Source organism: Aeromicrobium sp. CF4.19, from assembly GCF_051262555.1.
Lineage (GTDB): Bacteria > Actinomycetota > Actinomycetes > Propionibacteriales > Nocardioidaceae > Aeromicrobium.
Genome location: NZ_JBIMEU010000001.1, coordinates 223,081 through 248,910, shown reverse-complemented (window position 1 = coordinate 248,910; position 25,830 = coordinate 223,081). Strand labels below are relative to the sequence as shown.

General features: G+C 69.2%; 20 protein-coding genes. 9 read left to right on the top strand and 11 right to left on the bottom strand.

The window, feature by feature from the left end:
* Positions 1–77 precede the first annotated feature (77 nt).
* Genes ACHAAC_RS01250 through ACHAAC_RS01240 form a run of 3 tightly spaced genes read right to left on the bottom strand, consistent with a single transcriptional unit; the run spans position 78 to position 3,375 of the window.
* Positions 78–1,307 carry a polysaccharide pyruvyl transferase family protein gene (locus tag ACHAAC_RS01250; protein ID WP_435714041.1) on the bottom strand — a complete coding sequence of 410 codons (1,230 nt, stop codon included), beginning with the start codon at positions 1,305–1,307 and terminating at the stop codon, positions 78–80.
* Positions 1,304–2,302, bottom strand: a complete 999-nt coding sequence (locus tag ACHAAC_RS01245; RefSeq protein WP_435714040.1) for a lysylphosphatidylglycerol synthase domain-containing protein — start codon at positions 2,300–2,302, stop codon at positions 1,304–1,306. Before ACHAAC_RS01245 ends, ACHAAC_RS01250 begins: the two co-directional genes overlap by 4 nt.
* The gene (locus ACHAAC_RS01240) at positions 2,302–3,375 is read right to left on the bottom strand and encodes a nitroreductase family protein (RefSeq protein WP_435714039.1); all 1,074 of its coding nucleotides are present in this window, start codon (positions 3,373–3,375) and stop codon (positions 2,302–2,304) included. Before ACHAAC_RS01240 ends, ACHAAC_RS01245 begins: the two co-directional genes overlap by 1 nt.
* Before the next feature lie 182 nt (positions 3,376–3,557).
* On the opposite strand from ACHAAC_RS01240, the gene ACHAAC_RS01235 reads away from it, so the two are divergent.
* Positions 3,558–4,736 (top strand): DUF222 domain-containing protein, encoded by a 1,179-nt coding sequence (locus ACHAAC_RS01235; RefSeq protein ID WP_435714038.1) that lies wholly within the window; start codon positions 3,558–3,560, stop codon positions 4,734–4,736.
* 101 nt (positions 4,737–4,837) lie between these two features.
* On the opposite strand, the gene ACHAAC_RS01230 is transcribed toward ACHAAC_RS01235, so the two are convergent.
* Positions 4,838–5,845, bottom strand: coding sequence for a glycosyltransferase family 2 protein (locus tag ACHAAC_RS01230; protein ID WP_435714037.1), 1,008 nt, complete (start codon positions 5,843–5,845; stop codon positions 4,838–4,840).
* Between the two features lie 152 nt (positions 5,846–5,997).
* Between ACHAAC_RS01230 and ACHAAC_RS01225 the strand changes: the two genes are divergently transcribed.
* On the top strand, positions 5,998–7,875 hold the full coding sequence (locus tag ACHAAC_RS01225; RefSeq protein ID WP_435714036.1) for a hypothetical protein: 1,878 nt from the start codon (positions 5,998–6,000) through the stop codon (positions 7,873–7,875).
* Between the two features lie 118 nt (positions 7,876–7,993).
* A complete protein-coding gene (locus tag ACHAAC_RS01220) occupies positions 7,994–9,889 on the top strand; it encodes a hypothetical protein (protein ID WP_435714035.1) in 1,896 nt (631 codons plus the stop codon).
* A 27-nt stretch (positions 9,890–9,916) separates the two neighbouring features.
* On the opposite strand, the gene ACHAAC_RS01215 is transcribed toward ACHAAC_RS01220, so the two are convergent.
* A complete protein-coding gene (locus ACHAAC_RS01215) occupies positions 9,917–11,212 on the bottom strand; it encodes a UDP-glucose dehydrogenase family protein (RefSeq protein ID WP_435714034.1) in 1,296 nt (431 codons plus the stop codon).
* 131 nt (positions 11,213–11,343) lie between these two features.
* Here ACHAAC_RS01215 and glf point away from each other — a divergent pair, with 131 nt between their 5' ends.
* Positions 11,344–12,501 (top strand): UDP-galactopyranose mutase, encoded by a 1,158-nt coding sequence (gene glf, locus ACHAAC_RS01210; protein ID WP_435714033.1) that lies wholly within the window; start codon positions 11,344–11,346, stop codon positions 12,499–12,501.
* A 23-nt stretch (positions 12,502–12,524) separates the two neighbouring features.
* On the opposite strand, the gene ACHAAC_RS01205 is transcribed toward glf, so the two are convergent.
* The 3 genes from ACHAAC_RS01205 to ACHAAC_RS01195 form a co-directional block, all read right to left on the bottom strand.
* Positions 12,525–14,099 carry a BNR-4 repeat-containing protein gene (locus ACHAAC_RS01205; protein ID WP_435714032.1) on the bottom strand — a complete coding sequence of 525 codons (1,575 nt, stop codon included), beginning with the start codon at positions 14,097–14,099 and terminating at the stop codon, positions 12,525–12,527.
* A gap of 118 nt (positions 14,100–14,217) precedes the next feature.
* Positions 14,218–15,801 (bottom strand): DUF2142 domain-containing protein, encoded by a 1,584-nt coding sequence (locus ACHAAC_RS01200; RefSeq protein WP_435714031.1) that lies wholly within the window; start codon positions 15,799–15,801, stop codon positions 14,218–14,220.
* Positions 15,798–17,699 (bottom strand): glycosyltransferase, encoded by a 1,902-nt coding sequence (locus ACHAAC_RS01195; protein WP_435714030.1) that lies wholly within the window; start codon positions 17,697–17,699, stop codon positions 15,798–15,800. Before ACHAAC_RS01195 ends, ACHAAC_RS01200 begins: the two co-directional genes overlap by 4 nt.
* Positions 17,700–17,803: 104 nt before the next feature.
* On the opposite strand from ACHAAC_RS01195, the gene ACHAAC_RS01190 reads away from it, so the two are divergent.
* Positions 17,804–18,508, top strand: coding sequence for an IspD/TarI family cytidylyltransferase (locus ACHAAC_RS01190; protein WP_435714029.1), 705 nt, complete (start codon positions 17,804–17,806; stop codon positions 18,506–18,508).
* A 105-nt stretch (positions 18,509–18,613) separates the two neighbouring features.
* Here the strand turns inward: ACHAAC_RS01190 and ACHAAC_RS01185 are convergent, their stop codons facing one another.
* Positions 18,614–19,585, bottom strand: coding sequence for a glycosyltransferase (locus ACHAAC_RS01185; protein ID WP_435714028.1), 972 nt, complete (start codon positions 19,583–19,585; stop codon positions 18,614–18,616).
* Positions 19,586–19,712: 127 nt separating this feature from the next.
* On the opposite strand from ACHAAC_RS01185, the gene ACHAAC_RS01180 reads away from it, so the two are divergent.
* From ACHAAC_RS01180 to ACHAAC_RS01165, 4 genes are all read left to right on the top strand, one after another.
* Positions 19,713–21,059, top strand: a complete 1,347-nt coding sequence (locus ACHAAC_RS01180) for a TrkH family potassium uptake protein (protein ID WP_435714027.1) — start codon at positions 19,713–19,715, stop codon at positions 21,057–21,059.
* Entirely contained in the window at positions 21,052–21,726 is a 675-nt protein-coding gene (locus ACHAAC_RS01175) for a potassium channel family protein (RefSeq protein ID WP_435714026.1), read from the top strand. The genes ACHAAC_RS01180 and ACHAAC_RS01175 overlap by 8 nt, the downstream gene beginning before the upstream one ends.
* A gap of 118 nt (positions 21,727–21,844) precedes the next feature.
* Entirely contained in the window at positions 21,845–23,572 is a 1,728-nt protein-coding gene (locus ACHAAC_RS01170; RefSeq protein WP_435714025.1) for a sodium:solute symporter family protein, read from the top strand.
* A 10-nt stretch (positions 23,573–23,582) separates the two neighbouring features.
* Positions 23,583–23,933, top strand: coding sequence for a hypothetical protein (locus ACHAAC_RS01165; protein WP_435714024.1), 351 nt, complete (start codon positions 23,583–23,585; stop codon positions 23,931–23,933).
* Between the two features lie 9 nt (positions 23,934–23,942).
* On the opposite strand, the gene ACHAAC_RS01160 is transcribed toward ACHAAC_RS01165, so the two are convergent.
* Entirely contained in the window at positions 23,943–24,599 is a 657-nt protein-coding gene (locus ACHAAC_RS01160) for a response regulator (protein ID WP_435714023.1), read from the bottom strand.
* Positions 24,596–25,717, bottom strand: coding sequence for a sensor histidine kinase (locus ACHAAC_RS01155; protein WP_435714022.1), 1,122 nt, complete (start codon positions 25,715–25,717; stop codon positions 24,596–24,598). Before ACHAAC_RS01155 ends, ACHAAC_RS01160 begins: the two co-directional genes overlap by 4 nt.
* Positions 25,718–25,830: the final 113 nt, after the last annotated feature.

Sequence of the window (25,830 nt, the reverse complement as noted above, 5' to 3'; positions counted from 1 at the left end):
GTGCAATGTGTCGCCGCGGCGCGCTCGGGCACCTGCCACGTCGGCCGAAGCGGCGACGGGTCGGTTGGCGGCTCGTGTCAGCCGCGGACGATCTCGGCGATCAGATCCGCCTGCATGCGCGAGGTGGCCTTGACCTTCGGCAGGTTCTCGTCGAGCTTGGCCTTGACCTCGTCGCGGCGCTGCTCCAGCTCGGTGAACCGCTCGGCCAGGTAGGCGGGGGTCAGCTGGTCGGAGCCGAACGCCCACTCCTCGACGTCGAACATCTCCAGCACCTCGCGGTACTTGTGGCTCCAGCCGATGACGACCGTCGGCACGGCCATGGCCAACGATGACACCATCGCGTGGAAGCGGCTGGCGACGAACAGCTCGCACTGGCCGATGAGCCAGCGCAGCTGCTGGGAGCTGAGCTCGCGGTCGATGAACAGCACGCCGTCACGCGACGCCAGGCGGGCGTGGATGTCGCGGCACAGTGGCAGGTCGTTGTTGTGGGTCTTGTCGGTGCCGGTGCGCACGCTGTGCGGGATGAGGGCGACCTTGCGACCGCGGGCCTGCAGGGACTCGATGAACTCCGCGACGATGGCGGCGTAGTCACCACCGGAGGCGTCCACCTTCTTCTGCATCACGACGCTGGGGCAGATGCCGACGACGTCACCGTCCTCGAAGAACGACAGGTCGACGACCTTGGCGACGGCGTCCCGCTCGGTGCCGTCCATCTCCAGGGAGAAGGCGTAGTCGGCGCCCGCCACGAGGTTGGTCAGGCCGAGACCCTCGGCGTACTCGTGCGTGATGCGTCCGCGCGTGACGATGGTGTGCGAGCGGGGCAGGAAGATCTTGGAGACGACGCGGTTGATGCGGCCGGTGAAGGGCCCGACGGCCTGCGCGCACTTGAAGACCGGGGTGCGCATGAACAGCGCAGGCAGGATCGAGGCGACGTTGTAGATCAGGAACTTCTCGCGGCCGTCGGTGAAGGTGATCCCGCCCTGGTCCAGCAGCACCTGGGAGGAGGCGAGGGCCGCGACGGCCTTGGAGCGGCGCCGCAGGAGCGGGCGCAGCGGCGGCAGCAGGCGGTACAGCAGGGCGAGCGAGTTGATCGTGACACCGAGCTGCTTGGGAGCCGCCGGCACGATCTCCAGGTTCGGGTAGTGGTTCTGTGCCGCGTCCTCGGCCGGGTACATGCTCAGCAGGGTGACATCGACGTCGCCGACCTTCTCATCGAGCGTCTGCATCGCCGACTCGAGCATCGCCGCAGCGCCCTTGTTGCCGGACAGCGCGGAGCCGATGATCGTGACGTGGGGGCGAGCGGTCATGGACGAAGCTCCTTGGGGATGGTGCGACGGGTGAGGACGTAGATGAGGGCGACGAGCGCGTCTCCGACCGTACTGCACAGGCGCGCGAGCACCGAGACGACGATCGCGGCGGGCAGGCCCACGAACGGGACGAGGATGGCGACGATCACGGCCTCGCGCACGCCCAGGCCGCTCGGGACCAAGACGGCCAGGATGCCGATCGCCCCCGCGAGGACGTATGCGGCACCGAGCACGGCCCACTCGCCGGGCTCGACGTCGGTGACGGAGGTGGTCAGGACGACGAACCCGATGGCGTTGAGCAGTCGGGGGCCCAGGAACCCCACGAGCAGCAGGAGGGTCGAGCCGGTGGAGAGGAAGTGCTCCCGCGGCACGCTGCGCTTGAGGACGCGGCGGGCCACGACGTCCACGACGCGGTGGAACGCCGGGCGCCACAGCACCACCGCGAAGGGCACGAGTGCGAGCAGGGGCAGCAGGAGGACGTAGGGCTCGTCACCGAAGAGTTCTGGTCCGAGGTAGGCGGCGACGATCGCCGCACCCGGAGCGAGGGAGGCCACCTGCAGGAAGACGTTCTCGTAGATGACGGTGATGATCACGACGCCGCGGTTGATGCCCTTGCGGCCGGCCCACAGCACCTTGTTGACCGTGGAGCCGACCTGCCCGGGGATGTACTTCAGCAGCCAGGAGGCGCACTGCACCGAGACCGCCTCGGTGCGGGAGACCTCCACCTGCGGCTGCAGCGTCAGGAGCATGGAGCGCCACAGCACGCCGGTCCACGGCACGGCGAGCGCGAACAGGCCGATCGCGACGGCCCACTGCCAGTCGGGGGTGAGGTCCTGCTCCTGCACGTCCTGCCAGTTGCGCACCAGCGAGACCGTGAAGAGCGCGACGACGGCGCCGATGACCACGACGGTCACCGCGGTGCGAAAGGCCTTGCGCTTCCACCAGGCCTTCGGTGCCGCGGGGCCCTGCGGGGACTCCGCGGGCGGCTCGGTCATCAGTTGTAGCGGCGGAAGGTGTCGAGCTCCTTCTTCTGCGAGTACGGCACCATCCCCTCCGGATGGGCGTAGCCGACGGCGATGAGCATGACCACCCGGTCGGTGAGCTCGAGGTCGAGCTTCTTCTGCATCTTGCGCTCGAGCGGCTCGAAGTCCGGCCAGTTGATGACGCTGGAGCTCAGTCCGAGCGTCTCCAGGCCGAGCATGAACGACATCGCCGCGAGCGATCCGTCGACGTAGATGGCGTGCCGGTCACGCGGGCTGAAGTAGGACTCCAGGCGTCCGACCACCACCACGACGGCGGGGATGTTGTGGGAGTAGCCGGCCGTGCCGAACGGGATGGAGGCGACCTCCTTGACCAGCTCCGGCTCGTCGAACACGCGGAACTCGTACGGCAGGCGGTTGCAGGCCGTGGGGGCCTGGCGGGCGATCAGCATGGCCTGGTCGATGAGCTCGCGGGGGACCGGCCTCTGCTCGAACCAGCGGACGCTGCGGCGCTGCATCACGAGGTCGTCGAGCTCGTCGTAGGAGATCGAGGACAGGGCCTTCTTGATGTAGGGCACCTTGCCGGTGAACTCCGCGTCGTGGCCGGCCCGCTCGAAGCGCTCCCGCGCGGCGTCGATCATCGGGTCGCCGTGCTCGACGGCACGGAAGTAATCGGTGAGGACGTCGTGCGCCCACTCCATCTCGCTGTGCTCCATCGACTGCGGGTCGCGCTCGAGCTGGGCGACGGCCTGCTCGTAGAACTCGATCGTCTCGGTGACGTAGTCGCGCGCGAAGATGGCGCGCCGGGGCATCATGATGAGCCCCTTCTCCAGGCGGTGCACGTTGCGGCGCAGCTCCACGTGGGTACGGCGATCGCGCGACTTGTTGCGGTAGTAGTTGCGCCGGCCCCGCAGCACGGCGGTCTGCTCACGGTTGAAGGTGATGAAGCTGGCCGTGTAGTACAGGTGTGACAGGATCCGGCTCGACCCGAAGGACTCCAGGAAGACGCGATTCACGAGCTCGTAGATCCGGCGGATCCAGGTGATCGCGAGCATCGCCTTGGCGAAGTTCTTGAGCTTGTTCAGCACGGGACGACGGCTTTCGTGTCGACGACGGGGAGGCGGTGCGACGCGTCGGCGCACCGCGTCAGACTACCGCAGGCGCCCCAGTGCTCATCGACGCCATCGAGGCGGATTCGCATCGCCCCACTGGGTCGGACGATCGGGGGGAAATGTCTTGAAATCGCTCACCTGTTCTGTATACTAGATGAATGATGACGCAGGAGGTGGCCCAGGAGCTGCGGGAGACCGCCGCCCTGCTCGATGCCTTCCCGCCCTCCACCGAGGCCCTGCGCGCACTGCAGCGCACCATCAACGCCGTCCAGGCCGCGCAGGTCTGGCTCGTGCGCGAGATGAGCGAGCGGGGCGAGCACGAGGCCGAGGGATGTTCCAGCGTCAAGAACTGGCTGCGCGACCAGCTCCACCTCGACGCCGCCGACGCCCACCGCCTGATCCGGGCCGGACGCACCGTCACCGACCTTCCCGACGTGGCCGCCGCAGCCGACGCAGGGACGATCAGCCTCGAGCACGTCGACTCCTTCGGCTACGCGCTCAAGCACATCAAGGCCGGCATCGTCATCGACGCCCAGGACTGGATGCTCCAGCTCGCCTCCGCAGCCGAACCCCAACAGCTACGCGCCGCCACCCGCGAGCTGCGCAACATCACCTACCCCGACGACCTCGACGACCGCTGGCAACGCGGCATGAACAAGCACGACGTCCACCTCAGCCCCGTCGGCGACGGCTACCACCTCACCGGCTTCCTGCCCGCCTCCACCGGAGCGAAGTTCGCCACCGTGCTCGACACCCTGTCCGCGCCGACGTGTGCCGAGGACGACCGACCCACCAGCGAGCGACGCATCACCGCCCTGGACCAGCTCCTCAGCGACGTGCTCGCCTCCGGACTGCCCCGCGACAGGGGCGTGCGCCCCCACGTGGACCTCACCGTCGACCTCACCGACCTCGCAGACAACCCCGACACCACCACCGGCCACCTCGCCGGATTCGGCGCCATCGGCCCCGCCCAGCTCCAACAGATGCTCTGCGAGAGCGACCTCACCCCCATCCTCACCAGCGGCAAGCACGCCGTCCTGGACGTCGGACGCGCCATCCGCCTCTGCACCACCGCACAACGCCGAGCCGTCAAGCACCGCCAAGACGACCTCTGCGCCGGCCCCGGCTGCCGCGGACCCGTCGTCCACATCCACCATGTCGTCTACTGGTCGAACGGCGGCCCCACCGACCTCGCCAACCTCATCGGCCTCTGCCCCCGATGCCACAGCCTCGTCCACGCCGGCCACATCACCATCGACCCCGACACACACCAGATCAACCGACGACTCACACCCCGACCCGCCCGCACCAGACCACTGCAACCCCGCGCCGGCTGACCAGCACTGACGACCAGCGCATCGGATGACCACACCCTGACCACCGTGCTCGGGTAGCTCGCCGCGGCTAGAAGGGCCCGTCGAAGGCCGGGCCGGACACCTCAGTCGTGCTGCAGGCCGGCCGGGGCCACGTGGACCTCGTCCGGCCGGTGCGGATCCAGCAGCCGCTCCTCGGCGTACTGCACGAGCTTGATCCGTTCCATGGCGTCCTCGAGCAGGATGCGGTTCGTGCGGAGCATGTCGGAGATCACCAGCAGGGCGATGCACAGCAGGCTGGCCACGAGCATGCCCACACCGAAGACCAGGGACTGGATGTTGCCGGCACCGTTGCCGGTGGAGAACAGGATGAGGAACCGCACGAACGGGATGGCGGCGGCGATCAGGAAGATCAGTGCCAACGTGGTGAAGACCGCGTAGGGCTTGAAGATGAGGTAGCTGCGGACGATCGCCTGACCGGACTGCGCCATGTGCTGGAAGATGTTGGAGAACAGCCGGGACTCGCGCGTCTTCGGGTTGGTCTTGATCGGCACGCTCGCGATCCGCAGCCGCTTGTTGCCGGCCTGGATGATGGTCTCCATGCAGTAGCTGAACTGCGTGACGACGTTGAGGCGAATGAGTGCCTCGCGCGAGTAGGCACGAAAGCCGCTCGCGGCATCCGGGAGGTCGGTCTCGGCGGCGTAGTTGACCACCTTGCTGCCCACGGCCTGCATGACCTTCTTGAACGGCGAGAAGTGCTCGATCGTCTTGGTCTGGCGATCACCGATCGCGATGTCGGCCTGGCCGTGGATGACCGGCTGGACCAGCTCGGCGATGCTCTGCTGCGGGTACTGGTTGTCGCCGTCGGTGTTCACCACGATGTCGGCGCCGTGCTGCATGGCGTAGTCGACGCCGTCGCGGAAGGACCGGGCGAGACCCATGTTCCGGGTGTGGAAGACGAAGTGCTCCACACCGTGGGCGCGAGCCACCTCGACGGTGCGGTCGGTGGAGCCGTCGTCGACGATCAGGACGAAGATCTCGTCGATGCCGTCGATCCGCTCGGGGATGGACTCCAGCACGAGGGGGAGGGTCTCCTCCTCGTTCAGGCAGGGGACCTGGATGAACAGCCGCATGATTCCTTCCCGCAGGTCGAGGGCGCAGGTCGCAGGACGTTCCGGCACTCTGGCGCCGCAACGACTGTACCGACTGCGGTGTGCCGGACCGTGGAACGGGGCACGCCTAGTACGTTGAGCCGGTCCGCCGTCGAGCCCAGAGGACAGTGCGCATGTCCAGCCACGAGACGACAGAGGCCCCGGGCCCCTCGTCGCCCAGCCGTCCTTCGCCGACCCTTCCGTGGGAGAAGGCCGCGCTGCCCGGCTCGGAGCGGACGTGGCGGCTGCTGGCCTGGACGTCGGTCGCGCTCTGCCTGCTCGTCAATGTGTACGTGCTGTGGGGCACCACCTGGCCGGCCTTCCCCTACGACGAGGTGACGCTGCTGCAGATGGCCCGCATGCTGGCCGGCGAGTCGGTGCCGGACATGATTCGCGGGGCTGGGTACTACCCGGGCTGGGCAGTGCTCATCGCCCCCGTCTGGTGGTTCACGTCCGACCCGTCGACGGGCTACCAAGCCTCGCTGTGGGTCGGCGTCGTGGTCTCGCTGCTCACCATCTGGCCGCTCGCCCGCATCGTCGGACGGTTCGGGCTCGGCGCGGCACCGGCCGTCGTCGTCGCCTCCATCGCCATGACGCTGCCGGCCCGAGCCGTCCAGGCCGACTTCTCGATGAGTGAGCGCCTCGTGACGCTTTTCATGGTGGTCGCGGTGCTCGCCGCCTTCCGGGTGACGGAGCGCCCCACCGTGGTGCGGCACGCGCTCTTCGCCGGTTCGCTCGGCCTGCTGCTGTTCTCTCACGTGCGCATGACGGTGGTCCTCATCGCTGCCGGGGTGTGGCTGCTCATGCGCATCCCGCGGCACCCGCTGCAGTCGCTCGGTGGGCTCGCGATGGTGGCGCTGTCCTACGTCCTGGCCAACTTCGCGGGGAACGCTTTGAACGAGGCGCTGCTGGGCCGATCGGTGAGTCGGGGTGACGCGCTCCTCGAGCGCATCGGCGACTCGCGCTGGCAGCTGTTCATGCGAACCGCGATGGGCCAGTCCTGGTACCAGAGCCTCGCGTCCTACGGGCTCGTCGCCATCGGGCTGGTGGTGGTCGTCGCGTTGGTGTGGCGCGAGCTGCGCCGGTGGGACTTCGGCGCCGTGACGTTCCTGTTCGGCGGCGCGCTCGTGGTCGTCTTCATCTCCCTGGCCCAGTGGTCGAACGACTTCTGGCTCTACGTCGGGCCGTGGGTCCGCCTGGACGCATGGGTCTACGGACGCTACATCGACCCGATCGCCACGGTCGTCGTCGCGATCGGGCTGGCCGTCCTGCTGCGCGGCGTCTCGCGCGCCGTGCTGATCTGGGCGGTCGGGCTGAACGTCGTCATCGGCGTGGTCGGTGCCGGTTACCTGACCCGGGAGGTGCCGACGTGGGGCTACGTCACGCCGGCCCACGTCCCCGGCATCTTGCCGTGGTGGCGGCTGCTGCCCACCGAGCCGTGGCCGCGCGACGTCGGCATCGTCCCGACCCTGCTGAACGAGAACCGGATCTGGATCATCGCTCCCCTGTGCGTCGTGCTGGTGCTGGTCGCGGCGATCGTCCTGCGCCGTCGCCCGGCACTGGTGGCGGGTGGACTGGTCGTCCTTGCGGTCGGGGGCACGCTGCTGTCCACCGAGAGGTCGCAGCTCTTCCACGAGGCGGAGGGGCGCTCCGTGGACATCCGCCCGATCGTGGAGCCGCTCGTCGAGCTCGGCCCCGACGAACCCATCGGTTACGCACGAGCATGTGGGCCCAGGGCAGGGTTGGAGTCGTCCGGCCAGAACTACCTCGGCTTCGCCGTCGCGCCCTCTCCGCTGCTGCAGGTCGACACCGGGGCCGACGTCACGCCGGACATGCAGCTGGTGCTGGCCTGCGACCGATGGGGTCCCGGCGAGGACCTCGGTGCCCGCCGCCTCGACACCGACTCGGTGTACGCGTCCCACGTGTGGATCATGCCCGGTCCGCTGCAGGACGAGATGGCGTCGCAAGGACGGCTCCTGCCGGTCGCCGAGGGAACGCCGCCAGCACCGTGAGAGGCAGCGGCCGCCGAGAGGCCGGCAGTCTCGACCGGCGTCGTGCTCTGCCGAACGGGGCTGCACGGCCCTGTAGATTGAGCCGGTCTGCCGTCGAGCCCAGAGGATCCTCTCGCGTATGACCAACCCCGATCGCGTCCACGCAGACGGGGTCCCGGCGCACCGTCCTACCGCAGCCTCCGTGCCACCGGCGTCGACCTCCACGGCCGCCGGCCCGGTGCTGCCCTCGAGTCGAGGCTGGGTGGTGCTGGCGTGGTTGGCGCCCTTGGTCTGCCTGGTGGTCCACGCCTACGTCCTGTGGGGCACCACGTGGCCGGGATTCCCGTACGACGAGATCGGCCTGCTGCAGATCTCCCGCCAGCTGGGCGGGGAGGAGATCAGCGACGGTGTGCGTGGGAAGGGGTACTTCCCGCTGTGGGCGGTCCTCACGACGCCGGTCTGGTGGTTCACCTCCGACCCGTCGATCGGCTACCAGGCCACGCTCTGGGCGGGCGTCCCCGTCTCGCTCCTGACGATCTGGCCGCTGGCCCTCATCGTTCGCCGCCTCGGACTCGCCACGGCCCCATCGGTCGTCGTGGCCTCCTTCGTCATGATCCTGCCGGCCCGGGCCATCCAGGCGGACTTCTCGATGAGCGAACGGCTCGTCACGCTGGTCCTGGTGTGCGTGGTCCTGGCTGCCTTCCGTGTGGCCGAGCGTCCGACCGTGCTGCGCCACCTGGTCTTCGCGGCCGCCCTGGGCCTGCTGTTCTTCTCCCACGTACGGATGAGCGTCGTCCTGGCCGCGGCCGCGGTGTGGCTCCTGATCCGGCTGCCCCGTCACGTCCGGTCCTCCGCGATCGGGCTGGTCTTCGTGGCCATCGCCTACTACGTCACCAACTGGGCGGGGCGCTCGATCAACGAGATGGTGCTCTCGGGGAGCTTCCGGCAGGGCGACGGCCTGCTGGACAAGCTGGGCGAGTCCAGGCCGTCGCTCTTCCTGCGGGTCGGCATCGGCCAGGCATGGAACCAGAGCCTCGCGTCGTACGGCCTCGTCACGATCGGCTTGGTCGTCCTGGTGGTCCTCGTCTGGCGAGAGCTGCGCCGATGGGACTTCGGTGCACTGACGTTCGTCCTCGGCGCCACCGCAGCGATCGTCCTGGTCTCCCTCACCCAGTGGGCGAACGACTTCCTGCTCTTCGACAACCCCTGGGTGCGTCTGGATGCGTGGGTGTACGGCCGCTACATCGACCCGATCGCCACCGTCCTGGTGGCGATCGGACTGGCGGCACTTCTGCGGGGCGTCTCTCGGTCCGTGGCGCTCTGGGCCGTGGGCCTGAACGTGGTGACCGCCGCCGCAGCCGTGGTCGTCCTCAGCCGTGAGGTCCCCACATGGGGTTTCGTGACGCCCGCGCACATCCCGGGGATCCTCCCGTGGAACCCTCTTCTTCCCGACGAACCGTGGCCTCGCGACGAGTGGATCGTCCCCAGCCTGACCAACGAGAACCAGATCTGGATCATCGCCCCGCTGTGCGTGCTGGTGGTCCTGATCGCCGCCCTGGCGCTGTGGCGCCGGCCGGTGCTGGTGGGAGCGGCGCTCGTGGTGCTCGCGACGCTCGGCACCGTGATCGGCAGCGAGCGTACGGACCAGTTCCACGCCTCCGAGAGCCAGTGGCTGCCGATGCGCGACCATCTCACCGGCATCACCACGCTGGATCCCGACGACCCGGTCGGCTTCGTGCGACCCAGCGGTGAGGGAGTGGCGGAGTGCGAGGCACGCAAGGGGAGCGGCGCCACCGCGCACAACTACTTCGGCTACGCGGTCGCCCCGGCACCGCTGCGAGAGCTCTTCGAGCCGGAGGACATCGGCGACCTCGAGATCGTCCTCGCCTGCGAGCGGTGGTCGATCGGTGAGGACCTCGGGGCTCGTCGCCTGGACACCGACTCGGTGTACGCGTCCTACGTGTGGATCATGCCCGGTGAGCTGCAGGACGAGCTGGCCGCCGAGGATCGCCTGGTGCCCCCGGGCGACCTGTAGTCGGCGTCGCCCGACCGCCGGATCGCGTCAGGGCCTGCCGAGTCCGCGGTAGGTCCAGCCAGCCTCGCGCCAGACGGCGGGGTCCAGCACGTTGCGGCCGTCGATCATGACGGGCGAGGCGACGAGCGCCTTCGTCTCGTGCGGGTCGAGCGCGCGGAACTGCTTCCACTCCGTGGCGAGCACGACGGCCTCGGCGCCCCGCAGGACGTCCTCCAGGGAGTCGGCGAACTCCAGCTGCGGGTGGGCCTTGCGCGCGTTGGGGACCGCCTCCGGGTCCCAAGCCACGACGTCGGCGCCGAGCCCGTGCAGCTGCACTGCGACGTCGAGTGCGGGGGAGTCGCGGGTGTCGTCGCTGTCGGGCTTGAACGCCAGGCCGAGCACCGCGACCCGCTTGGTGTAGCTGGCGCCGCCGAGCTCCTCCACGACGAGGTCGATGACCCGCTGACGGCGACGCAGGTTGATCGCGTCGACCTCCTTGAGGAAGGCCACGGACTCACCGCGGCCCAGCTCCTCGGCCCGTGCGCTGAACGCGCGGATGTCCTTGGGCAGGCAGCCACCACCGAACCCGACCCCGGCGTTGAGGAACTTGCGCCCGATGCGGACGTCGTGACCGATGGCATCGGCGAGCTGCGTGACGTCGGCACCCGTGACCTCGGCGATCTCGGCCATCGCGTTGATGAAGGAGATCTTGGTGGCCAGGAAGGCGTTGGCGGCGGTCTTGACGAGCTCGGCCGTGGCGTAGTCGGTGACGATGCGGGGAGTGTCGTTGGACATCGCCTGGGCGTAGACCTCGTCGAGGATGTCGACGGCGCGCTGGCTGCGCACGCCGTAGACGAGGCGGTCGGGCTCGATCGTGTCCTTGACCGCGAACCCCTCCCGCAGGAACTCGGGGTTCCACGCGAGCTCGGCCCCGGTGGGCTCGATCAGCGCAGCGAGCCGCTCGGCGGTCCCGACCGGCACGGTGGACTTGCCGACGACCAGGTCACCCGGCGACAGGTGCGGCAGCAGGTCCTCGATGGCGGCATCCACGAAGCGCAGGTCCGCCCCTCCGCCGTCCTGGCGCTGGGGCGTGCCGACCCCCACGAAGTGGACCCCGAAGCCCTTGACCTCGCTGATGTCGGTGCTGAAGCGCAGCTGACCGGTGTCGTGGTTCTCGGTGAGCAGCTCGGGCAGACCAGGCTCGAAGAACGGGGCCTGACCGGCGGCGAGCGCCTCGATCTTGGCCGGGTCGACGTCGATGCCGACGACCTCGTGGCCCAGGCTCGCCATGGCGGCGGCGTGGACGGCTCCGAGGTAGCCACACCCGATGACCGACATCTTCATGGAACTGCTCCTGACGTCATGACGAAGGACGTCTCACCCTATCGATCCCTTCCGCCCGGGTGCGTCGCGGATCGAGTGAGCTCGGCTCGTTAGAGTGAACCGTCATCCGTCGTCGTTATAGGGAGCAGAGCATGGACGCCGACCTCGTCGTCGTGGGATCGGGATTCTTCGGCCTGACGATCGCCGAGCGCGTCGCCCGTGAGCTGGACCGCAAGGTCCTCGTGATCGACCGTCGCGACCACATCGGCGGCAATGCCTACTCCGAGGACGATCCGCAGACCGGCATCGAGGTCCACCGCTACGGTGCGCACCTGTTCCACACGTCCAACGAGTCGGTGTGGGAGTACGTCAACCGCTTCACGACGTTCACGGGCTACCAGCACCGCGTGTACACCCACCACAAGGGCGTGGTGTACCCGCTGCCGATCAACCTCGGGACGATCAACCAGTTCTTCGATGCGGCGTACTCGCCGGACGAGGCCCGCGCACTCATCGCCTCCCAGGCCGAGGAGTTCGACACGGCGACCGCACGGAACCTGGAGGAGAAGGCGATCTCGCTCATCGGGCGCCCCCTCTACGAGGCGTTCATCCGCGACTACACCGCCAAGCAGTGGCAGACCGACCCCACTGAGCTGCCGGCGGAGGTCATCGCCCGCCTTCCCGTGCGCTACACCTATGACAACCGCTACTTCAACGACACCTTCGAGGGCCTGCCCACGCAGGGCTACACGGCGTGGCTGGAGAACATGGCCGACCACCCGAACATCGAGGTGAAGCTGGGCGTCGACTTCTTCGACGACGACCAGCCGGTCAGCAAGTCTGCCACCGTCGGACAGGTGCCGGTGGTCTACACCGGCGCCATCGATCGCTACTTCGACTACGCCGAGGGCGAGCTGTCCTGGCGGACGCTGGACTTCGAGCGCGAGGTCCTGCCCACGGGCGACTTCCAGGGCACCCCGGTGATGAACTACCCCGACGCCGGCTTCGACTACACGCGCATCCACGAGTTCCGGCACTTCCACCCCGAGCGCAAGCACTACCCCGAGGACAAGACCGTCATCATGCGGGAGTTCTCCCGCTTTGCCGAGCGCAGCGACGAGCCGTACTACCCGATCAACACCGATGCGGACCGCGAGCGGCTGCTCGCCTACCGTGCCCTGACCGAGGGTGAGAAGGACGTGTTCTTCGGCGGGCGCCTGGGCACCTACAAGTACCTCGACATGCACATGGCCATCGGGTCCGCACTGACGATGTTCCGCAACGAGGTCAGCCCGCTGCTGGGTGGCTGAGCAGGACGACTTCCCGCGGCGACTCAGCGCAGGCGGAAGGTCTTCACCCTCATGAAGTAGCTGCGGTACGACGAGTACCGGTCCAGGCGCTGGTACATCAGGTCACGTCCGACGGTGATCGGCCGGGCCAGTGGGTGGGTCGACTGACGAAGCAGCCGGGAGGCACCCACCCGGCCGGTGGATCCGAGGTCGGCCGCGGCCAGGTTCCATCGCGACCCTGCCTTGTACCCGATGTAGACCCGGGAGACTCCTGGCCGGTCGTCCAGGGTCAGACCGGGGACGTAGTTCCCGTTGCCCGTGCCGTACCCACCACCCGCCGAGCGGATCGTGTGACGGCTCCAGGTGCCGTCGTCGCGTCGGATCATCTGGATGTAGACCGGCACGTCGTTGGTCGCGTCCCACGTCGCTCCGAAGACCATCGTGCGACCCTGCTTGTCGCCCACGTCGAGCATGCGCACGTGCCGGGTGCTCGGCGGGACGATCTCGGGCGGCAGCAGGTCCGCCTCGGGCATCACGAGCTCCTCCGACTGCGGTGGAACGTCCGGCGACGATGGTTCGGCGTCGGGCTCGACGGGCGGCTCGGTCTGCTCGGGCGGCTCAGGTGCCATCGAGTCGTCGGAGGGCTCCCGCTCCACGTCAGGGCTCGGCTGCTCCTGCGGCTCCGTCGTCGGTGAAGGGACCGGGGTCGGGTCCGCGGTGGCCGTCGGTTCGGGTGTCGGGGTCGCGTCAGCCGTCGGCTCAGGCTTCGCGGTCGCCGCGGAACCCGGTACGGGCTCGTCGCTCGTCCACACCGGCTCCATGGCATCAACCGTGAAGCGCTCGGCTTGCCCGTTCCAGAAGTCACTCAGGGCCAGCTCGCGATACCCGATCACGTTGTCCGGACCACGCTTCGGGTGGTAGTAGGCCGTGACGTGCAGGCGGCCGGGGTCGCTGTCCTTCGGGCGAACCATCAGGTACGCCTGGTGGGACTCGCTGTCGAACAGCTCCGCCGGCTTCGTCCAGGTCCGCCCCGAGTTCTGCGACGTGACGTAGTACCAGCCGGACTTTCCACCCCCGAGGTAGCGCGACAGGACCACCATGCGCGGGCCGTCGCGCAGCACCTGCGCATACGTCGTCGGACGGTCGAACGGCATCCGCCGCTCCTCGCTGAAATCGTTCTTGTGCTTCCTCCCGAGGACCGGATTGGCTCCGGCTGCGGTGCGCCGGTGATACATGACGCCGGGGTGCCCGGTGTAGAAGACCACGGTCGACCTGCCCTTGGCCATCGAGATGGCCGGCGCATTGTGGTCGTCGGCAGCGCGCCGGCGCAGGTTCGTGTAGGTGAGGTGGAGCTCTCGCTTCGCCTTGGTCCGTCCCCAGCGGTAGACGCGCTGGGTCCCGTTGGAGGTGACACCGGTGGAGTAGAAGTTCCCCGGCGTGCGTGCCATCAGCGGCTCGGTCCACCACGTGTACCCGCTGTTGCCCGAGCGTTCGACGGGCGTGGACGACGTGGTGCTCGAGGATGACCCGTCGGCACCGACGGGACTGAGCAGCGCCGCACCGGTCACGAGGGCAACGAGGAGCGCAGACGCACCGTGGCGTCGAAAAGAGAGCGACATGGGACTTCCTGGGAATCGACGTCGCCCTCCGAGCAGCCGCGACGTGGCGAGAGAACCGTACGTCGAGGGGTACCTGCGCGTCCGCCGAATGCGGAAGATCGAGCGGGCCCCGGTGTCGTCAGCCAGCTGGTGCGACGACCGGGTCGCGCGTGGCGGCACTGCGCACCACGACCACGGCCGCGGCCAGGCCGGCCAGTGCGGTCCCGCTGATCACGAGTGCGTGCAACCACACCGGGACCGCCGACGCCTCGACCATCGCCAGGTAGCGCTCGGCGAGGGTGGCGCCTTGCCCTCCCCACTGGACCCTGAACGCGTAGACGTAGCTCCCCACGACGGTGATGCACGTGCACGCCATGACGACCGTGGCGAGGATGATCCCGACGGCGCGCCCCAGGCGGTCGGTCAGCTCCTGCCAGACCAGGGCCAGGGCCAGGGCAAAGAAGGTGAGTCCGCTGTACAGGTACCGCCCCTGGATCCCCGCGAGCTCGCCGAAGTTCCAGTAGATCCGCAAGGCGTTGTAGGTGAACAGCCCGGCGACCAGCGCCGGGTAGACGGCCGTCAGCAGCAGGATCCCGCGCCGTCGAGACAGCACGATGGCGGTGACCACGACGAGCAGCGCCACGGCGCTCATCATGATCACGACCCAGTCGTCATATCCCACCTGCGAGCGGATGGACGCCCAGAAGGTCCGGTTCAGCCGGGCCAGGGCGTCGACCGCGAACCCGGTCAGGCTGTAGCCGTCGAAGGGCTCTGCCGCGCGCGGGTCGTCGTTGTTGCTGGACTGGATCTGCCCGTAGACCACGATGTTGCGCACCCACCACCAGCCGCCGATCGCGAAGGCGATGGCACCGCCCAGCAGCGGGATCCAGAAGCGGGACCGCCAGCCGCGCCCCGCCCGCCGCCCGGCGAGCAGCAGGAACATCGCCAGCACGGCCACCGCCGGCAGCATCAGCCCCTTGGTGAGCAGTCCGACGCCGAGGGCGACCCCGCCGAGGACGGAGGACGAGAGGAGTGTCTTCGGCCTCGTGAATGCACGGATGCCGGCATAGGTCAGCACCGAGCCGAGGAAGGTGATCATGGCGTCGTTCGTGATCAGGCTGTGGGTGTTGAACAGCTGCGGCACCACGAGGAACACGGCGCCGCCCACCAGCGATGCGGGCACGCTGCCCGTGACCAGCAGCAGTGACCGCGCCACGAAGGGCAGCGAGGCGGCCGCGAAGACGACCGAGAGCATGCGTACGGCGAGCACCGTCTCGTCCCAGCGCTGCTCCCCGGGCGTGAGGGCGTCGATCGCCATGACGACTCCCGCGCCGAGCCCGTAGTACGTCGGGGGATGCTGGTTCATCCAGTCCAGCCGCGGAGTCGCCGACTCCGGGGCGTCCAGCGCGAGGACGGCTGACCGCTTCTGCGGGGGCACGTGGCCACGCTGCGCAGGATCGGTGCCGCCGGACTCGGACTCGGCCACCGCGGTGGCCTCCAGGATCGGCGCGGTCTGGGGTGGCGGCCACCCGCCGCCCTGGACCAGCCGGACCACCGAGTTGAAGTGGCGCGGCTCGTCGACGGTCGAGAACGCCGGGGTGAGCGTGGCCCACAGCGTCAGCACGCCGAACAGGGCCAGCGTCAGCAGGGCGACCCCACGGACGAAACCGGGGTGGGCCGGGCAGTCGGCTGCACTCACCCCGTCGATGCGTCGATCCGTCACTGCTGCGAGGTGAAGGTCCGGCGCCACGCCTCCGGCGAGGTGAACTCCGGCAGTGCAGCGCGATACTCCTGTGCCAGCCGGTCCCAGTTCTTCTCCAGCTCACGGTGGAGCTCCCGGCTCTCCTTCCACAGCCGACGGAAGGTGGTCCGGTCGCGGCGGTAGACGGACTTGCCGCGGCCGTCGGCGTTGGAGATGAGCACCGAGTCGTAGGCCGGGACCCGCCACCAGGCGGCGTCGGCCTTGGCGAGCTCGACCTGGGGACGGTCGATGTTGCCCTGGGGCACCGGCGTGCGCCAGTGTCGCGCAGCCGCCTTGAGCGTGAACAGCGCGAGGCGAGGACCACGGGGCTCCGTGTCGAAGTCCTCCGGGAAGAGGCGCTTGCCCTCCCACGTGGACGGCATGTCCTCGGCCTTGGTGATGAGCTGGGTCTCCACGAAGTCGGCCGTGGCCGCTCGCAGCTCCGGCATCGTGGTGGCCATGGTGCGGTGCAGGTGCTCCGGGCCCTTGAGCAGGTCGCGGATCGCCCGGTGGCGCAGCGTCGCCGCGTAGTACTGCATCGTCAGAAGGTGCTTGAGGTCGATCCGCCCGGAGTTGCTGAGCAGCTTGCCGCTCTTGGGATGGGGCGAGTGCAGCAGGCCGGACAGCAGCCGGTTGCGGGCGTGGTAGTAGGCCTGCCAGTCCTGGGAGTCGTCCTTGTCGACCCACGACACGTGCCAGAGAGCGCTGCCGGGCAGGGAGACCGTTCCGTACCCGTGCTCGCGGGCACGCAGGGCGTACTCGGCGTCGTCCCACTTGATGAAGACCGGGATGGACAGCCCGATCTCACGGATCACCTCGGTGGGGATCATGCACATCCACCAGCCGTTGTAGTCCGGGTCGAGTCGCTGGTGCATCCAGGGCGTCTGGCGCAGGTTGGAGCGACGGAAGTCGTGCCGCATCTGCTTGGGCAGTGCCGAGCGCCACACGAAGTACAGCAGGTCGACCGTCTCGGAGAAGGCGTGCAGGATCGGCTTGTCGAGCAGGTCGAACATGTGGCTGCCCACGATCGTGGGCTTGCGGCAGAACCGGGAGAACTGCACCGAGCGGTAGATGCTCTCCGGCTCGATCTCGACGTCGTCGTCGAGCAGGAGCAGGAAGTCGCTGCGGCCCGCGTCGATCGTCTCCGTCATCGCGCGGGAGAAGCCGCCGGATCCGCCGAGGTTGGGCTGGTCGACGATCCGCAGCTGCTCGCCGAGGCGGTCCCGCGCGTCGGGGAACTCGGGCCGGTCGGCCACCTTCTGGTCGCCCTGGTCGACGACGTAGATCGTGTCGATCTCCGCGAGGACCTCGTCCGCCCCAGCGAGGGTGGCCAGGGTCTGGACGCAGTAGTCGGGCTTGTTGAAGGTCGTGATCCCCAAGGAGGTCCGACCGGTCCTGACGGGGTCGACGCCCGTGGACCAGTCACCGCCCTCGATGATGACGTCGGTGTCTCCGGCCACGACGTCGAACCAGTACCAGCCGCCGTCGCCGAAGGCCTGGACCGGCAGGTCGAAGCCGATCTCCTGCGTCCCCTCGACGGCCGTGGAGTCCACGCGCTGCTGCACGCCCTGGGCGTTGGAGCGGTAGACGATGACGGTGCCCGGCCCGGACGTCCGCAGCGTCAGGCGGACGGCGTCGACGACCGTCCAACGTTGCCAGTACGCGGCCGGGAACGCGTTGAAGTAGCTGGCGAACGAGACCCGCTGACCCTTGCGGATCCGGTAGCTCGTCCGCGACAGGATGTCGTTGACGTGCGCCTCGGAGCTGACTTGCACGGGCTGCTTGCGGATGGTGGTCCAGGTCTCCGGGTCCGCGTAGAGCGGCAGGATGTCCGGATCGCGTTCCAGGGGGAAGAGCACGTGCTGCAGGACGTGGGGCATGCCGAGAGTCTCCGGGTCGATGGTCCGCGGCCGAGGCGCCGGGCCGGCGGAGGAAAACGCTCCCTCGAGAGTAGTACCCGGTCGGCTGCGCTAGCCTCACGGGCGTGACCGGCTCGGGCAGGACGTGGGCCGCGGTCCTGGCCGGAGGGTTCGGGCGCCGCGTCGGCTCCGACCGCCCCAAGCAGCTGCTCGACCTCGGTGGGCTCACCGTCGTGGAGCGCAGCGTCGCCGCGTTCCACGGCCACGGGCTCATTGACGGGGTCGTCCTCGTCGTCCCGAGCAGTCATCGCGACGAGGTCGCGTCCCTGGTGCCAGACACGGTGCGAGTCGTCGAGGGCGGTGCCGAGCGCAGTGACAGCACGCGTGCCGCGGTCCGGGCGCTGCTGGAGCAAGGAGCCGACCCCACGGACGGGATCCTCGTGCACGACGCCGCCCGACCACTGGTCAGCGAGCGCATCATCACCGACTGCGTCCGAGCGCTGGAGACCCACGACGTCGTGGCCACTCTCGTCACGACGCCCGACACGATCGTGCGCATCGACCCCGCGACCGGCGCGCCGGGTGAGCCACTGCCGCGCGCCGCGCTGCGACGCCACCAGACCCCCCAGGGGTTCCGGCTCGGCGTGCTGGACGAGGCGCACCGTTCGGCGAGTCAGGACGGCAGCCTCGCTGCCACCGACGACTGCACGCTCGTGATGTATGCCCTCCCGCAGGTGAGCGTCGGCGTCGTGGCGGGGGACCACCGCAACCTCAAGATCACCGACGCGACGGACCTCGTCGTCGCGCGGGCCCTGCTCGAGGCGGACTGACCGGTTGCGTCGAGTGGCGCAAAGACGTCCCCGAGTGGCGTAGATCCGCGCGACACGCCGTCTCAGATTCGCGAATCTGCGCCACTCGGCGGGGCACGGGGGCGCTCAGGTGTCGAGGGCCGGGGGGACGTCGGCCGGGTCCATCGGACGCCACGACGTGTCGCGCCAGATCCGTCGGGCGTCCTTGGCCCCGCGGACGAGGTCGCCCAGGCCACGCAGGGTGCGCTGCACCACGACGAGCCGGAAGACCTCCTTGGCGAAGGTCAGCAGGGTGCCCAGCGCGAAGCCGACGCGGTGCAGCTTGCCGTGCTCGGCGAAGTAGCGGCCGACGTAGGCCCGGTTGCGCATCACGTGGTAGCGGAACAGCGGGCTGCCGTCGTTGAGGTGCCGGACGCCGAGGTTCACCTGCTGCTGCTCACGCTTGCGCTGCAGCACGAAGGCGTCCATGTAGACGACCTCGGTGTGCTGGGCCGCGAGCCACGCGTACGTCGCGTCGTCCCACGTGATGAAGAAGCGTGGGTCCGGCAGGCCGATCAGCCGCACGACGTCGGCGTGGATCAGCATCCCCTCGAAGGTGCCGGAGTTGGTGATGGCGTAGCCCTCGTCGTCGAAGGTCCGTCGCAGGCCGTAGGGGAGGGGGACGCCGAGGAACTGGTTGAACTTGGCCTGCCAGTAGAACGGCGTGCCGTCGAAGTCGTAGCGACGCCCGTGGATCACGCGGAAGCGAGCCATCGCGGGTGCGAACCGCTCCAGCGCCTCGGGCAGGATCTCGACGTCGTCGTCCATCAGCCAGACCCACTGCGCACCGAGCTCCAGCGCGACGCGGGTGCCCTCGCAGAAGCCACCGGACCCCCCGGTGTTCTCGCTCAGGCGATGGTTGACGAGCACGCCGTCCTCGAACCACCCGGCGGCCTCGGCGAGGACCTCCTGGGTGTCGTCGGTGCTGGCGTTGTCGACCACGACGATGCGCCACGGGCTCGTCTGCAGGCGGGTGGCGCTGCGCAGCAGGTCGACCAGGTAGGCCGACCTGTTGAACGTGACGATCACGACGGCGATGGAGCGGGGGACCTCAGGCATCCGAGCCAGCGTATCGGGCCGGGCACGCCGATCCGGGGACGGCCGCCGCGGACGGTCTCGGGACCTCGCCGAGGCGATCCCCCGGTCCGGGTCCGCGACGGGCCCGGGGGAGAGTAGCGTCATCCCGGTGACTCGTCCGCGTCTGCCGGCTGCGATCTCGCACCCGGTCCGGCTGCTGCCGCTGACCTTCCTCGTCCTGATCCTCATCGGGACGTTGCTGCTGCTGCTTCCGTTCGTGCACTCCGGTGACGGCTCCGCGACCTTCGTGGACGCCCTGTTCACCTCGGCGTCCGCCGTCACGGTCACCGGCCTGGCCACCGTGGACACCTCCAGCTACTGGACGCCTGCGGGGCAGGGGGTCATCCTCGCGCTGGTCCAGATCGGTGGGCTGGGCATCGTCGCCCTCGCCACCGTCCTCGGCCTGTTCATCGGTGGCCGCCTCGGCCTGCGGACCAGGCTCGTGGCCCAGACGGACATGCACGTCGTCAACATCGGCGAGGTGCGCCCCCTGTTCCGGCGAGTCGCGATGATGATGATCGGCTTCCAGCTCGCGATCGCCCTCGTGCTGACGCTGCGCTACCGCCAGGAGTACTTCGACAGCTGGCTGACGTCCCTGTGGCACGGCTACTTCGACGCCGTCATGGCCTTCAACAACGCCGGGTTCTCGCTGAACTCCGACAGCCTCACGGAGTACGCGGGTGACGGCCTCATCATCATCCCCATCTGCGTCGGCGTCTTCCTCGGCGCCGTCGGCTTTCCCGTGCTCGCGGAGCTCTTCAAGGAGTGGCGCACCCCCGGCCGGTGGACGATCCACACGCGGTTGACGATCTGGGGCTCGATCGCGCTGCTCGTCATCGGCTCGGCGATCTTCCTGGCCATTGAGTGGGACAACGCGGCCACGCTCGGCGAGCTGCCGTGGCACCACAAGCTGGTGAGCGGTCTGGAGGGCGGCATCATGCCCCGCTCGGGCGGGCTCAACAGCTTCGACTGGGGCGGGGTCGAGGAGGAGACGCTCGCGGTCGGCACGATCCTGATGTTCATCGGTGGTGGCAGCGCGAGCACCGCCGGTGGCATCAAGGTGACGACCTTCCTGCTGCTGGCCTTCGTCATCCTCGCCGAGCTCCGGGGCGACCCCGACGTCACGGTCGGCAACCGCTCGGTGAGCTCCGCCGTGGTGCGCACCGGGCTCAGCATCGCCCTGATCTCGGTGATGCTCGTGGCGTCGACGACGTTCATCATCCTGCTGCTGACGGACTTCACCTTCGAGGACGTCCTGTTCGAGTGCTCGTCGGCCTTCGCCACGGCCGGTCTGAGCACCGGGATCACGCCCCAGATGCCCAGCAGTGCCAAGATCGTCCTGGTCGTCTTGATGTTCGTCGGTCGAGTCGGCACCATTACGGCGGCGTCGGCATTCGTCCTGAGACGACGAGCACCCCGCTACCACCTTCCCGAGGAGCAACCGATCATTGGCTAAGCAGAAGGACACACCCCCGAACGCCCCGGTGATCGTTCTCGGTCTGGGGCGCTTCGGCACGGCTGTCGCACGCTCGCTCGTCCAGCTCGGCCACGACGTCCTCGCCGTGGACGAGCGGGCCGAGATCGTGCAGAAGCACGCCAGCGACTTCACCCACGTCGTCGCGGCCGACACCACCGACACCGAGGCCCTGCGCCAGATCGGAGCCGAGCAGTTCGACGTCGCCGTCGTGGGCATCGGCACCGACATCGAGGCCAGCGTCCTCACCGTCCTCGGCCTGCTGGACCTCGGCGTCAAGGAGGTCTGGGCGAAGGCCATCAGCGGCAAGCACGCGGCCATCCTGGAGCGCGTCGGCGCCACCCACGTCATCCGGCCGGAGTCGCAGATGGGCAAGCGGGTCGCCCACCTGGTGACCGGGACGATGACCGACTTCATCGAGTTCGACGACGGGTTCGCCATCGCCCGGACGAGGGCACCGCAGTGCACGTCGGAGCGGTCGCTGACCGACTCCAACGTCCGGCAGAAGTACGGCGTCACCGTGGTGGGCCTCAAGACCCGCGGCGAGGACTTCACCTACGCCAAGGCGGACACCTTCGTCCGGGAGGGCGACGAGCTCATCGTCTCGGGGCCGACCCCCAAGGTCGAGGCCTACTGCGCCCTCAGCTGACCGTCCTGGGCTGAGCTGGGCCCGCCTCCTGCCCACCGAGTGACGCGCGGCGGGCAGGAGGAGTACGGTGCGTGATGGTTCATCGCGCGGGCGGTGGAACCGGTCCTGAGGGGGGCAGATGCACGAGACGATGCTGGTGGCGGCCGACGACACCTTCCGGCTGCAGGCCGACGCATTCGACTACACGATCGTCGCGCTCTACTTCGCCGTGGTGCTGGGCATCGGGCTGCTGGCCCGGCGCCAGATCTCCTCCAGCATCGACTTCTTCCTCTCGGGGCGCTCGCTGCCCGCCTGGGTGACCGGCCTGGCGTTCATCGCCGCCAACCTCGGGGCCGTCGAGATCATGGGCATGAGCGCCAACGGTGCCCAGTACGGCATGGCGACGGTGCACTACTTCTGGGTGGGCGCCGTGCCCGCGATGCTGTTCCTGGGCATCGTGATGATGCCCTTCTACTACGGCTCCGGCGTGCGCAGCGTGCCCGAGTTCATGCGCAGGCGCTTCGGCACGGGCGCACACCTGGTGAACGCGCTCAGCTTCGCGCTCGCGCAGCTGCTCATCGCGGGCATCAACCTCTTCCTGCTGGCCACGATCATCAACCGGCTGCTGGGCTGGCCGCTGTGGATCTCGCTCGTCGTGGCCGCCGCGGTGGTGCTCAGCTACACCGCCCTGGGCGGACTGTCCGCGGCCATCTACAACGAGGTCCTGCAGTTCTTCGTCATCGTCGCGGCCCTGCTGCCACTGACGATCGTCGCGCTGCACAAGGTCGGCGGTTGGCAGGGCATCGTGGACCGGGTGGCGCCCGCGGACGGGCAGGGAGCCCCGGCATCGGAGCAGCTTTCGTCGTGGCCGGGCACCGACCTGACCGGGATCGACAACCCGGTGCTCTCGGTCATCGGCCTGATCTTCGGACTCGGCTTCGTGCTGTCCTTCGGCTACTGGACCACCAACTTCGTGGAGGTCCAGCGGGCGATGGCCTCGGACTCGCTGTCCTCGGCACGCAGGGCTCCCATCATCGGGGCGTTCCCCAAGATGTTCATCCCGTTCATCGTCATCATCCCCGGCATCATCGCGGCGATCATCGTCCCGGAGCTGGCGGCGCTGAAGGCCGGGGAGAGCGACACGGGAGTCACGTACAACGACGCCCTCCTGCTGCTCATGCGCGACCTGCTGCCCAACGGCATGCTCGGCGTGGCGATCGCGGGCCTGATGGCCTCCTTCATGGCCGGCATGGCCGCCAACATCTCGGCCTTCAACACCGTCTTCAGCTACGACCTGTGGCAGCAGTACGTCGTGAAGGACCGCGAGGACGCCTACTACACCGGCGTCGGCCGCCTGGCGACCGTCGCCGCGACCGTGGTGGCCATCGGCACCGCCGTCATCGCCTCCAGCTACGACAACCTGATGGACTACCTGCAGACGCTGTTCGGGTTCTTCAACGCCCCGCTGTTCGCCACGTTCATCCTCGGCATGTTCTGGAAGCGGATGACCGCCACGGCCGGCTGGAGCGGCCTCGTGGCGGGCACGGGCGCCGCGGTCCTGGTGGCGGTGCTGAGCGAGGACGCGCTCGGTCCGCTCAGCGTCGGCCTCGTCCCCCTGGGTGGTCAGGGGGCGAGCTTCGTGGCCGCGGGCGCGGCGTTCGTCGTGGACATCGTGGTCAGCGTCCTGGTCTCGATGCGCACGAGGCCACGCGTGGAGGCCGAGCTGAAGGGTCTGGTCTACTCCCTGACCCCGAAGGAGGACCTCATCGATCCCGACGAGGCCTCCCTCCCGTGGTGGCAGTCGCCGCCGAAGCTCGCGGGCCTCGGGCTGGCCATCGTCGTCGTCCTCAACCTGATCTTCCGATAGGAGCACGGACATGAGCGAGTCATCCACCCCAGAGCCGTCGGACGCAGGGTCGTCGGGCGCGGGGTCGTCGGGCGCAGGGTCGACATCCGCAGGGTCGTCGGGCACGAGACACACCGCCGGTGCCTTCGACATCCGCGTCATCATCGCCGGGCTGATCGGCGCCTACGGCCTCATCCTGACCGGCCTCGGGATCTTCCGGGCGACCGAGGAGGAGCTGGCCCGCGCCGACGGCCTGAACATCAACCTGTGGGCGGGGCTGGGCATGGTCGCCGTCGCGCTGGCGTTCGTGCTGTGGTCGCGGATGCGGCCGATCATCGTGCCCGAGCCGGGACCGGAGCAGCACCAGGACGACGTCGCGTAAGGCTTCCGGTCAGTCGACCTGAGGCGGATCGAGCAGGCCGAGGTCGAGAGCCCGCAACACGGCTCGGGTACGGTCCCGGGCACCGAGCTTGGCCAAGGCGCTCGAGACGTGGTTCTTCACCGTACCCTCGGCCAGGTGCAGGGCCGCGGCGACGTCGCGGTTGCCGTACCCGCTGGCCACCAGGCGAAGGACGTCGAGCTCCCGCTCGGACAGCTGGACCGGGGTGACCCGGCCGTCCGACCGTCCGCGCCTGCGGGAGGCCTGCAGGAGCCGGTCGGTGACGGCGGGCTGGGCGAGCGAGCCCCCGGCCGCCACCGTCCGCACGCCGTGCACCAGCTGGTCGAGCGAGACGTCCTTGAGCAGGTAGCCACGGGCTCCGGCGACGAGGGCGCCCAGCACCAGCTCGTCGTCGTCGAAGGTCGTGAGGACCAGGGCCGCGGGAGCATCCGGTCGGTCGCGGAGCTCCTCCAGCACTGCGATGCCGTCGCGTCCCGGCATCTGCAGGTCCAGCAGGACGACGTCGGGGCGGTGCTCCTCGACGGCCGCCAGCGCCGCGTCGCCGTCGGCGGCCTCGCCGACCACCTCGACGTCGTCGACGAGGGCCAGCAGCCCCTTGATCCCGTCACGGACGAGCCGCTGGTCGTCCACGACGAGCACGCCGATCATGGGCTCGCTCCTGCCGGCACGCAGAGCCGGACGCCGAATCCGTCGCTCGGCTCGAAGGACACCGAGCCGCCGAGCCCCTCGATGCGTTCGCTCATGCCCCGCAGGCCGTGGCCGAGGGTCCACGTCGCGGCGCCGACCCCGTCGTCGTGCGCCTCGAGGCGGATCTCCCCACCCTCGAGCCCGACGTCGATCCAGAGGACGCCCGCTCGGGCGTGACGCAGCGTGTTGGTGACGATCTCCTGGGTGCAGCGCACCAGTGCCATCGTGGTGGCCGGGTCGGGGGAGACGCCCTCGTCGACGTCGAGGTGGACCTGCAACCCGGGCTGGCCGGTGGTGATCGCGGTCAGGGCCCCGTTCAGGTCCGGAGCCAGCTCGCGCTGGGTCCCCACGGCCTCTCGCACGTCCTGCATGAGGTCCCGGGCGATGCCACGGGCCTTCACCACGTGCTCGCGCGCCTCGCCGTCCACGTGGTGCGAGGCCACCTCCAGCTCCAGGATCAGGCCGGTGAGCTGGTGGCCGAGGACGTCGTGCAGCTCCCGGGCGATGCGCAGGCGCTCCTGGGTCCGGCTGGACTCCTCCAGCAGGACCCGGGTTGCCCGCAGCTCGGCGTTCGTGGCCAGCAGCTCGTGACGGGTCCGCTCCTCGCGCAGCTGCGAGTCGATGCTCATCACCGTGGCCAGCTGGAGCACGAGGTACACCACGCCGGCGAACACGAGCGTGCTCGCCGAAGCGTCCACGGCCCACTGCGCCCCCACGATCACCGCGGTGTTGAGGACGGCGACGGACCGCACCCAGGCCGACGGCAGGTAGTACGCACAGACCGCGACGCTGACCACGGCGACGATGGGGAGGTAGCCCAGGTTCGGGGCGGTGGCGACGACCAGCCAGGTGCTGGTCACCATCGTCCCGAGCGCCAGCAACCGGTAGCGACGGGGCAGGATCTCGGCGAACCACTGGCTCGTCATCATCGAGACGAACATCAGCGCGTACAGGGCCAGCCAGGCCGGCCGCGGGATCTCGAAGACCGCAGCCTCGACGAGGACGGCCGGGACGACCAGCAGCAGCACCAACGTGGCGATCAGCGCGCCGGCCAGGATCTCGGGATCACGGACTCGCATGGCCCTGACCCTACGGAGGGTCGCGGGCGCGCACACGTGCCGATCGTCATGACCGGCGGTGGTGACGGTCGGTACTCCCGTCGGTCGCGTGGTGCTTCCCAGCGTCCTCACGA

Coding starts and splice junctions, on each gene's coding strand:
- ACHAAC_RS01250 (WP_435714041.1), bottom strand. CDS start 1,307: ATGACCGCTCGCCCCCACGTCACGATCATCGGCTCCGCGCTGTCCGGC.
- ACHAAC_RS01245 (WP_435714040.1), bottom strand. CDS start 2,302: ATGACCGAGCCGCCCGCGGAGTCCCCGCAGGGCCCCGCGGCACCGAAG.
- ACHAAC_RS01235 (WP_435714038.1), top strand. CDS start 3,558: ATGATGACGCAGGAGGTGGCCCAGGAGCTGCGGGAGACCGCCGCCCTG.
- ACHAAC_RS01230 (WP_435714037.1), bottom strand. CDS start 5,845: ATGCGGCTGTTCATCCAGGTCCCCTGCCTGAACGAGGAGGAGACCCTC.
- ACHAAC_RS01225 (WP_435714036.1), top strand. CDS start 5,998: ATGTCCAGCCACGAGACGACAGAGGCCCCGGGCCCCTCGTCGCCCAGC.
- ACHAAC_RS01220 (WP_435714035.1), top strand. CDS start 7,994: ATGACCAACCCCGATCGCGTCCACGCAGACGGGGTCCCGGCGCACCGT.
- ACHAAC_RS01215 (WP_435714034.1), bottom strand. CDS start 11,212: ATGAAGATGTCGGTCATCGGGTGTGGCTACCTCGGAGCCGTCCACGCC.
- glf (WP_435714033.1), top strand. CDS start 11,344: ATGGACGCCGACCTCGTCGTCGTGGGATCGGGATTCTTCGGCCTGACG.
- ACHAAC_RS01205 (WP_435714032.1), bottom strand. CDS start 14,099: ATGTCGCTCTCTTTTCGACGCCACGGTGCGTCTGCGCTCCTCGTTGCC.
- ACHAAC_RS01195 (WP_435714030.1), bottom strand. CDS start 17,699: ATGCCCCACGTCCTGCAGCACGTGCTCTTCCCCCTGGAACGCGATCCG.
- ACHAAC_RS01185 (WP_435714028.1), bottom strand. CDS start 19,585: ATGCCTGAGGTCCCCCGCTCCATCGCCGTCGTGATCGTCACGTTCAAC.
- ACHAAC_RS01170 (WP_435714025.1), top strand. CDS start 21,845: ATGCACGAGACGATGCTGGTGGCGGCCGACGACACCTTCCGGCTGCAG.
- ACHAAC_RS01165 (WP_435714024.1), top strand. CDS start 23,583: ATGAGCGAGTCATCCACCCCAGAGCCGTCGGACGCAGGGTCGTCGGGC.
- ACHAAC_RS01160 (WP_435714023.1), bottom strand. CDS start 24,599: ATGATCGGCGTGCTCGTCGTGGACGACCAGCGGCTCGTCCGTGACGGG.
- ACHAAC_RS01155 (WP_435714022.1), bottom strand. CDS start 25,717: ATGCGAGTCCGTGATCCCGAGATCCTGGCCGGCGCGCTGATCGCCACG.